This is a genomic window from Erwinia sp., from assembly GCF_031978025.1.
In the GTDB taxonomy this organism is placed as follows: domain Bacteria; phylum Pseudomonadota; class Gammaproteobacteria; order Enterobacterales; family Enterobacteriaceae; genus Erwinia.
Genome location: NZ_DALZCD010000056.1, coordinates 1 through 7,925 on the forward strand (window position 1 = coordinate 1; position 7,925 = coordinate 7,925).

Here is a 7,925-nt window from a genome sequence, read left to right on the forward strand (position 1 = left end):
CTGGGCGCAGCAAAATGGCGGCGACAAGCTGACCATCAGGCAATCCCATGCCGGTTCTTCCAAACAGGCACTGGCCATTTTACAGGGCCTGAAAGCCGATGTTGTCACCTATAACCAGCTGACCGACGTTCAAATCCTGCACGATCGTGGCAATCTGATCCCGGCTGACTGGCAGCAGCGGCTGCCCAACAACAGTTCGCCTTTTTATTCCACCATGGCTTTTCTGGTGCGTAAGGGTAACCCGAAGCAGATCCACGACTGGCGCGATCTGGTTAAAAGCGACGTCAAGCTGGTGTTTCCAAATCCAAAAACTTCCGGCAACGGACGCTATACCTGGCTGGCGGCGTGGGGAGCGGCGGATAAAGCAGATGGGCATGACAGGGCGAAAACCGAAAAGTTTATGACGCAGTTTCTTAAAAACGTTGAGGTTTTCGATACTGGCGGGCGCGGCGCGACTACCACTTTCGTCGACCGGGGACTGGGCGACGTGCTAATCAGTTTCGAATCGGAAGTGAATACTATCCGTCATCAGTATCCGCAGCAGGATTTTGAGGTGATTGTCCCGCACAGCAACGTGTTGGCGGAGTTTCCGGTTGCCTGGATTGATAAAAACGTGGCGGCCAACCACACGGAAAAAGCGGCCAAAGCTTATCTGAATTATCTCTACACGCCTGCGGCGCAAAAAATCATCACTCAGTATTATTACCGCGTAAATAACCCTGAGCTGATGGCGCAACAGCAAGCACGCTTTCCAACCGTTGACCTTTTCCGCGTGGAGCAGGTTTTCGGCAGCTGGGAGCAGGTCATGAAAACGCAGTTTGCCAGCGGTGGCGAACTGGATAAGTTGTTAGCAGCGGGACGTGAGTAATGTTTGCCACTAAAAGTAAGCGCGTGCTGCCCGGTTTTGGACTAAGCCTGGGCAGTAGTCTGTTTTTTACCTGTCTGATCCTGCTGTTGCCGATCAGCGCGCTGTTGATGCAGCTCTCTAAAATGACGCTGACGCAGTATTGGGACGTGGTAACCAATCCTCAAATGATTGCAGCCTATAAGGTCACGCTGCTCTCGACGGGCGTGGCCTCTTTGTTTAACGCTTTTTTCGGCATGTTGATGGCCTGGATCCTGACGCGCTACCGTTTTCCGGGACGCGCTCTGCTGGATGGCTTAATGGATCTGCCTTTTGCGCTGCCCACTGCGGTTGCGGGCCTGACGCTGGCCGGACTGTTTTCCGTTAACGGCTGGTACGGACAGTGGCTGGCACAGTTTGATATCAAAGTTTCCTACACCTGGCTCGGTATCGCGCTGGCGATGGCGTTTACCAGCATCCCTTTTGTGGTGCGTACGGTGCAGCCGGTTCTGGAAGAGCTAGGCCCGGAATATGAAGAGGCAGCGGAAACGCTGGGTGCCACGCCTTTCCAGAGCTTCCGTCGCGTAGTGCTGCCGGAAGTCGGGCCAGCGCTACTGGCCGGGACGGCGCTTTCGTTTACCCGCAGCCTGGGCGAATTTGGCGCGGTAATCTTTATTGCCGGTAACATCGCCTGGAAAACAGAGGTCACCTCATTGATGATTTTTGTGCGCCTGCAGGAGTTCGACTATCCGGCAGCCAGCGCCATCGCCTCGGTGATTTTGGCCGCCTCGCTGCTGCTGCTGTTTGCCATTAACACCTTACAGAGCCGCTTTGGCCGCCGTCTTGGAGGTCATTAATGACTGACGTAAATCACCGCGCCGCTTTGGCCGCCTTCCTGGAGGTCATTAATGACTGCCATGAAGCACAGACCCGCTTTGGCTATCGTCATGGAGGTCATTAATGGCTGACGTTACGGAACTGAATCATCTCGGTCGCGACCGTCCCCGCTGGGGCAAATGGCTGCTGATTGCTACCGGCATGATTATTTCTCTCGGCCTGCTGGTGGTGCCGCTTATCGCTATTTTTGCCAGCGCTTTTTCCGATGGCGTGGTGGCGATGTTCAGCAACCTGAAAGACGGCGACATGCTGCATGCCATCTGGCTGACCGTGCTGATGGCGCTGATCACGGTGCCCGTCAACCTGGTGTTCGGCACACTGTTGGCCTGGCTGGTTACGCGCTTCACTTTCCCCGGCCGTCAGCTGCTGCTGACGCTGTTTGATATACCTTTTGCCGTGTCGCCGGTGGTGGCAGGGTTGATGTATCTGCTGTTTTGGGGCGTGAATGGCCCGGCGGGCGGCTGGCTGGACGAGCACAGCGTTCAGCTGATGTTCTCGTGGCCTGGTATGGCGATGGTCACCATCTTTGTGACCTGTCCGTTTGTGGTACGCGAGCTGGTGCCGGTCATGCTCAGTCAGGGCAGCAGCGAAGATGAAGCTGCGGTGCTGCTTGGCGCCTCCGGCTGGAAAATGTTCTGGCGCGTGACGCTGCCGAATATCCGCTGGGCGCTGCTGTACGGTCTGGTACTGACCAATGCGCGTGCAATTGGTGAGTTTGGTGCGGTTTCGGTCGTTTCAGGCTCCATTCGGGGCGAAACTTACACGCTGCCGCTACAGGTAGAATTACTGCATCAGGACTACAACAGCGTGGGTGCCTTCACTGCCGCCGCGCTGCTGACCCTGATGGCGATAGTGACGCTGTTTCTGAAAAGCGCGCTGCAATGGCGTTTAGAACGCCGCGCGCAACGGGAGGGGGAACAATGAGTATTGAAATCAGTAATATCAACAAATCTTTTGGCCGGACTAAAGTGCTGAACGATATTTCGCTGGATATCCTTTCCGGTCAGATGGTGGCGCTGTTGGGGCCGTCCGGCTCCGGTAAAACGACGCTGCTGCGTATTATCGCCGGTCTGGAAAGCCAGAGCAGCGGTCGCCTGAGTTTTCACGGCAACGATGTGACGCAGGTTCATGCCCGCGATCGTCGCGTTGGCTTTGTGTTCCAGCACTATGCGCTGTTCCGCCATATGACGGTATTCGACAATATCGCGTTTGGTTTAACCGTGCTGCCGCGCCGCGAACGTCCTTCTGCCGCCGCTATTAAAGAAAAAGTGACGCGTCTGCTGGAAATGGTCCAGCTGGGTCATCTGGCTGGCCGCTTCCCGGCTCAGCTTTCCGGTGGGCAAAAACAGCGCGTGGCGCTGGCCCGTGCGCTGGCGGTGGATCCACAAATCCTGCTGCTGGATGAGCCTTTCGGCGCGCTGGACGCGCAGGTGCGTAAAGAACTGCGCCGCTGGCTGCGTCAGCTGCACGAAGAGCTGAAGTTCACAAGCGTCTTTGTGACTCACGATCAGGAAGAGGCCATGGAGGTCGCCGACCGCGTGGTGGTGATGAGCCAGGGCAATATTGAGCAGGTTGGCGCACCGGATGAAGTCTGGCGCGATCCGGCCACGCGTTTCGTGCTGGAATTCCTGGGCGAAGTTAATCGTTTCGACGCGGAGGTGCACGGGTCACAGTTCCACGTGGGTGCGCATCGCTGGCCGCTGGGCTATGCGCCAGCGCACCAGGGGGCGGTCGAGCTGTTCCTGCGTCCGTGGGAAATTGACGTCAGCCGCCAGAGCAGCCTGGAAACGCCGTTGCCGGTGCAGGTGCTGGAAGTCAGCCCGCGTGGCCACTACTGGCAGCTGGTGGCGCAGCCGACAGGTTGGGGCGAGCAGCATGAACCGATCACCGTAGTGATGGAAGGCGATCTGACCGCGCCGGTTCGCGGCGAGCGGCTGTTTGTCGGCCTGCAGCAGGCCCGCCTCTATAAAGGCGACACGCCGCTGCGGCAGGTTGCCTTTGCGCAGAGCGCCTGATACTTTCTACCGCAATCCGGGTCAGGTAAGCCTGACCTTTTTGTCGGTAAGGCCTTCTTCAGGGATCATCATTTGACCACGCTCGAACAAACCATCGGCAATACGCCACTGATTAAACTCCAGCGGCTGACGCCGGATAACGGCAGTGAAATCTGGCTGAAGCTGGAAGGCAACAACCCCGGCGGCTCGGTTAAAGATCGCGCTGCGCTGTCGATGATCCAGCAGGCCGAGCGGCGTGGTGAAATACGACCGGGTGATGTCCTGATCGAGGCGACAAGCGGCAATACGGGCATCGCGTTGGCTATGATTGCCGCGATGAAAGGCTATCGTATGCGGCTGCTCATGCCCGATAACATGAGCATTGAGCGCCAGGCCGCCATGCAGGCGTACGGCGCGGAGCTGCTATTGGTGAGCCGCGAGCTGGGCATGGAAGGCGCGCGCGATCTGGCCCGCGATATGGAAGCTCGCGGGGAAGGCAAAGTGCTCGACCAGTTTAATAATCCCGATAATCCGCTGGGCCACTACGCGACTACCGGCCCCGAAATCTGGCGGCAGAGTGAAGGGCGGCTGACGCATTTTGTCTCCAGTATGGGCACGACCGGTACGATTACCGGAGTGGGCCGCTATCTGAAAGAGCAGAGCGGGGCGGTGACTGTTGTAGGGCTACAGCCCGCCGAGGGCAACAGTATCCCCGGCATTCGCCGCTGGCCACAGGCCTATCTTCCTGCCATCTATCGACCGGAACTGATCGACCGCATCCTGGATATGACCCAGCAGGAAGCGGAGGGGACCACGCGGCTGCTGGCCCAGCGTGAAGGCATTTTCTGCGGGGTCAGTTCTGGCGGAGCCGTGGCTGGCGCGCTGCGTATCGCGCAGGAACAGCCCGGCAGTATTATTGTCGCCATCGTCTGCGATCGTGGCGACAGATACCTTTCAACCGGCGTCCACACGTCCCCGCTCTGATCCTCTTTCCGATCGGCCCGTCCTGTCGGGCCACTTTTCTCTTTTCTCCTGCTCAATTCGTGCACTCGTCCTTACACTGTAAGGATTGGGTAAAACCTGCTGCTATTGTTTTAACAACAGGTGAAAATAGCGCCTGACCTTGAGAGAGAGAACGCATGAAAATTTTACTGGTTGATGACGATCTGGAGCTGGGTACCATGCTCAGTCAGTATCTGATTGCCGAGGGCTTCGACGCTACGCTGGTATTGACTGGCAAAGCGGGGATTGAAGGGGCGATGTCGGGCGACTATAACGCGATGATCCTGGATATTATGCTGCCGGATATGAGCGGCATCGATGTGCTGCGTCACGTACGACAGATCGGTCGCCTGCCGGTGATTATGTTGACAGCGAAGGGCGACAATATCGATCGGGTTATCGGCCTGGAAATGGGGGCTGATGACTATATGCCTAAGCCCTGCTACCCGCGCGAGCTGGTCGCCAGACTGCGCGCCGTGCTGCGCCGCGTTGAGGAGCAGCCGATGGTGGTGGAAAGCCGTGAGGTGATCCACTGGGGCGAACTGACGCTGAACCCGGCTACGCGCATCAGCGAATGGCAAAAGCAGCCCTTCGATCTCACCGCATCGGAATTTAATCTGCTGGATCTGCTGCTGCGCTCGCCTGACCGCGTCGTCTCCAAAGACGAGCTGTCGGAAAAGGGACTGGGTCGACCTCGCGAAGCCTACGATCGCAGCGTGGATGTGCATATCAGCAATATCCGTCAGAAACTCTCCGCCTTAACCTGCGAGGCCATTACCATCGAAACCGTGCGCAGTATCGGCTACCGTATCCGATGAGGGCGGGCTTTCGCGGGCTGCTTTTCTGGAAGATCCTGCTGGGCTTCTGGCTGACGTTTCTGCTTATGAGCCAGCTGCTGTGGCTGAGCTTCTCCGTTTATGGCAAACATCACGAGCCGCCGGAAAACCTGGCGGCCCGCCGCATCGTTAACCTGCAAATGACGTCGGCCGTGTCGGTATTGCAGCGCGGCGGTATGGAGGCGCTTGACGATATGATGGCGGATTGGCCCGCTAACGATCGCCGCTTTTTCTCGGTGCGGGTAATGGAAAAGCCGCCGCAGGAGCTGCCGCGAAGCATGCTCAATCGTGATCTGCGGCCTGGCAAGTTTCCTGAAGAAGTCATTGAATGGGTGACCGGTGCCGATGGTCGACAATATCAGCTGCGCTATGACGTGCAGGGCCTGCGTGAGGATAGCCATATGGTTGGCGGTCACCGCAGCTTTCTGAACGTGCCGGAACCCATGCTGTTTATGGCAGGCGGCGGGGGGCTTTTGTTCAGTTTATTTCTGGCGTGGAACCTGACGCGGCCTATGCGTCAGCTGCGTGAGGGTTTTGACCGCGTCGCCAGGGGCGATCTCTCCGTGCGGCTGTTTCCTGAAATGCGTCGGCGACATGACGAACTGTCGGTGGTGGCGCAGGATTTTGACTCGATGGTTGAGCGACTGGCGGTTTTAGTCAGGGCACGTGAGGAGCTGCTGCACGACGTTTCTCACGAGCTGCGCTCGCCGCTGGCGCGTCTTCAGCTGGCAACGGGGCTGGCGCGGCAAACGCCGGAGTCGGTAGGGCAGTCGCTCGACAGAATCGATGAAGAGGCTCGACGGCTGGATAAAATGATCGGCGAACTGTTAACACTGTCGCGTGCCGGACATCAGAACCTGACGCACGAGCAGTATTTCGATTTGCTTGGGCTGCTGGAAGCGGTCGCTAATGACGCGCGCTATGAGGCTCAGGGGTCCGGTGTGGACATCACCCTGGATGCCGATCGGCACGGCGACTATACGGTAAAAGGCGATGCCAACCTGATCCGTTCGGCGGTAGAAAACGTGGTGCGTAATGCGCTGCGTTTTTCCGGGCAGGGGCAGCAGGTCAGGATTGTCTTGCAGCAGGAAAATAACTGGCTCACTCTCTGCGTGACCGACCAGGGGCCGGGCGTGGATGCCGACAAGCTTTCCAGTATTTTCGATCCTTTTGTGCGCGTGAACTCACCGCTTTCCGGAAAAGGATACGGTCTGGGGCTGTCAATCGTGCGTAAGGTGATCCTGGCGCATCAGGGGGAGGTCAGTGCGGTAAACGGTAAAAATGGTGGCCTTGAACTGACGATGAAACTGCCTCACTGGGTGGCTTAGCGTGGCGAGGGTGCTATGATTGCCCGACACCTTTTATTCACGTTTATGAGGTAAGGGATGAATAAAGCGTCGTCCAGTAAGCAACAGGAAGTGCAGCGCATCGTGGAGACCATCTCTGACGCTATTGCGCAGCATCGGCTCAAGCCGGGCACACGCTTAATTGAGGCCCAGATTGTCGAGGTGCTGGCCGCTAACCGTAATCATGTGCAGAGTGCGCTACAGCGTCTGGCGATGCAGCATATCGTCACTATTGAGCCGCATCGCGGCGCTATGGTCGCTAAGCCGGAAGCGCGTGAGGCACGAGAAGTTTTCACTGCCCGCCGCGCGGTGGAAACCGCCATTATAGCCGGTATCACCCCGGCGCAGATGCAGCGCTATCAGCCCGAGCTGAACGCGCAGCGGCAGGCGGAAAAAGAGGCCATTGCCAGCAACAACCGGCTGGATATTGTCCGGCAGCTGTCGCAGTTCCATCTTCTGCTGGCGGAAATTAGCGATAACCGCGTGCTCAGCGAAATTCTTACCAATCTTACCGTACGCAGTTCGCTGATTGTGGCGCTCTATCAGCGCAACGAAGACCCGGCAAGCCACTCCGGGCAGCACAGCTTAATAGTCACCGCGCTTCAGGCGGGGGACAACCGCCGTGCGCAGCAGCTTATGGATCATCATATGCATGAACTGGAACAGGAGCTGTCGCTGGATGATGTGGAGGAGACGCCCAGCCTGCGTGACGCGCTGGCCTGAAAAATGCGCGGCCTGAGGGATACCGCGGCCCGTTGGGCTGAAAAACGGGCGACGCGCTGGCCCGAAAAATGCGCGGCGTACTGGTCTGAAGGATCGATGACGCGTTCGCCTGAAAAATGCGTCACGCACTGGTCTGAAGGATAGATGACGCGCTGGTCTGAAAACGCATGACGCACTGGCATGAAGGATAGATGAGGCGCTAGCCTGAAAATGCACGACGCACCGGTCTGAAGGATAGATGACGCGCTGGTCTGAAAATGCATGACGCACCGGCCTGAAGGAT

8 protein-coding genes are annotated in these 7,925 nt (G+C 57.9%); all 8 read left to right on the top strand.

All coding sequences use genetic code 11. The features are described from left to right. Window positions 1-868: thiosulfate ABC transporter substrate-binding protein CysP (gene cysP / locus RTK32_RS06485; RefSeq protein ID WP_312042660.1), on the top strand; the 868-nt coding region annotated here is incomplete at its 5' end. Beyond that, window positions 868-1,701: a sulfate/thiosulfate ABC transporter permease CysT gene (gene cysT, locus RTK32_RS06490; protein WP_312042661.1), complete on the top strand. Its 834-nt coding sequence runs from the start codon at window positions 868-870 to the stop codon at window positions 1,699-1,701. The genes cysP and cysT, both read left to right, overlap by 1 nt. Window positions 1,702-1,804: 103 nt before the next feature. Continuing rightward, complete coding sequence (gene cysW, locus RTK32_RS06495; protein WP_312042662.1) at window positions 1,805-2,665, top strand: sulfate/thiosulfate ABC transporter permease CysW; 861 nt, start codon at window positions 1,805-1,807, stop codon at window positions 2,663-2,665. Next, complete coding sequence (gene cysA / locus RTK32_RS06500) at window positions 2,662-3,756, top strand: sulfate/thiosulfate ABC transporter ATP-binding protein CysA (RefSeq protein ID WP_312042663.1); 1,095 nt, start codon at window positions 2,662-2,664, stop codon at window positions 3,754-3,756. The genes cysW and cysA overlap by 4 nt, the downstream gene beginning before the upstream one ends. Window positions 3,757-3,828: 72 nt before the next feature. Beyond that, on the top strand, window positions 3,829-4,719 hold the full coding sequence (gene cysM, locus RTK32_RS06505; RefSeq protein WP_312042664.1) for a cysteine synthase CysM: 891 nt from the start codon (window positions 3,829-3,831) through the stop codon (window positions 4,717-4,719). 155 nt (window positions 4,720-4,874) lie between these two features. After that, window positions 4,875-5,555, top strand: a complete 681-nt coding sequence (locus RTK32_RS06510; RefSeq protein WP_312042665.1) for a response regulator transcription factor — start codon at window positions 4,875-4,877, stop codon at window positions 5,553-5,555. After that, window positions 5,552-6,901, top strand: a complete 1,350-nt coding sequence (locus RTK32_RS06515) for an ATP-binding protein (RefSeq protein ID WP_312042666.1) — start codon at window positions 5,552-5,554, stop codon at window positions 6,899-6,901. The genes RTK32_RS06510 and RTK32_RS06515 overlap by 4 nt, the downstream gene beginning before the upstream one ends. Window positions 6,902-6,958: 57 nt before the next feature. Beyond that, complete coding sequence (locus tag RTK32_RS06520) at window positions 6,959-7,642, top strand: GntR family transcriptional regulator (protein ID WP_312042667.1); 684 nt, start codon at window positions 6,959-6,961, stop codon at window positions 7,640-7,642. The last annotated feature ends 283 nt before the right edge of the window (window positions 7,643-7,925 follow it).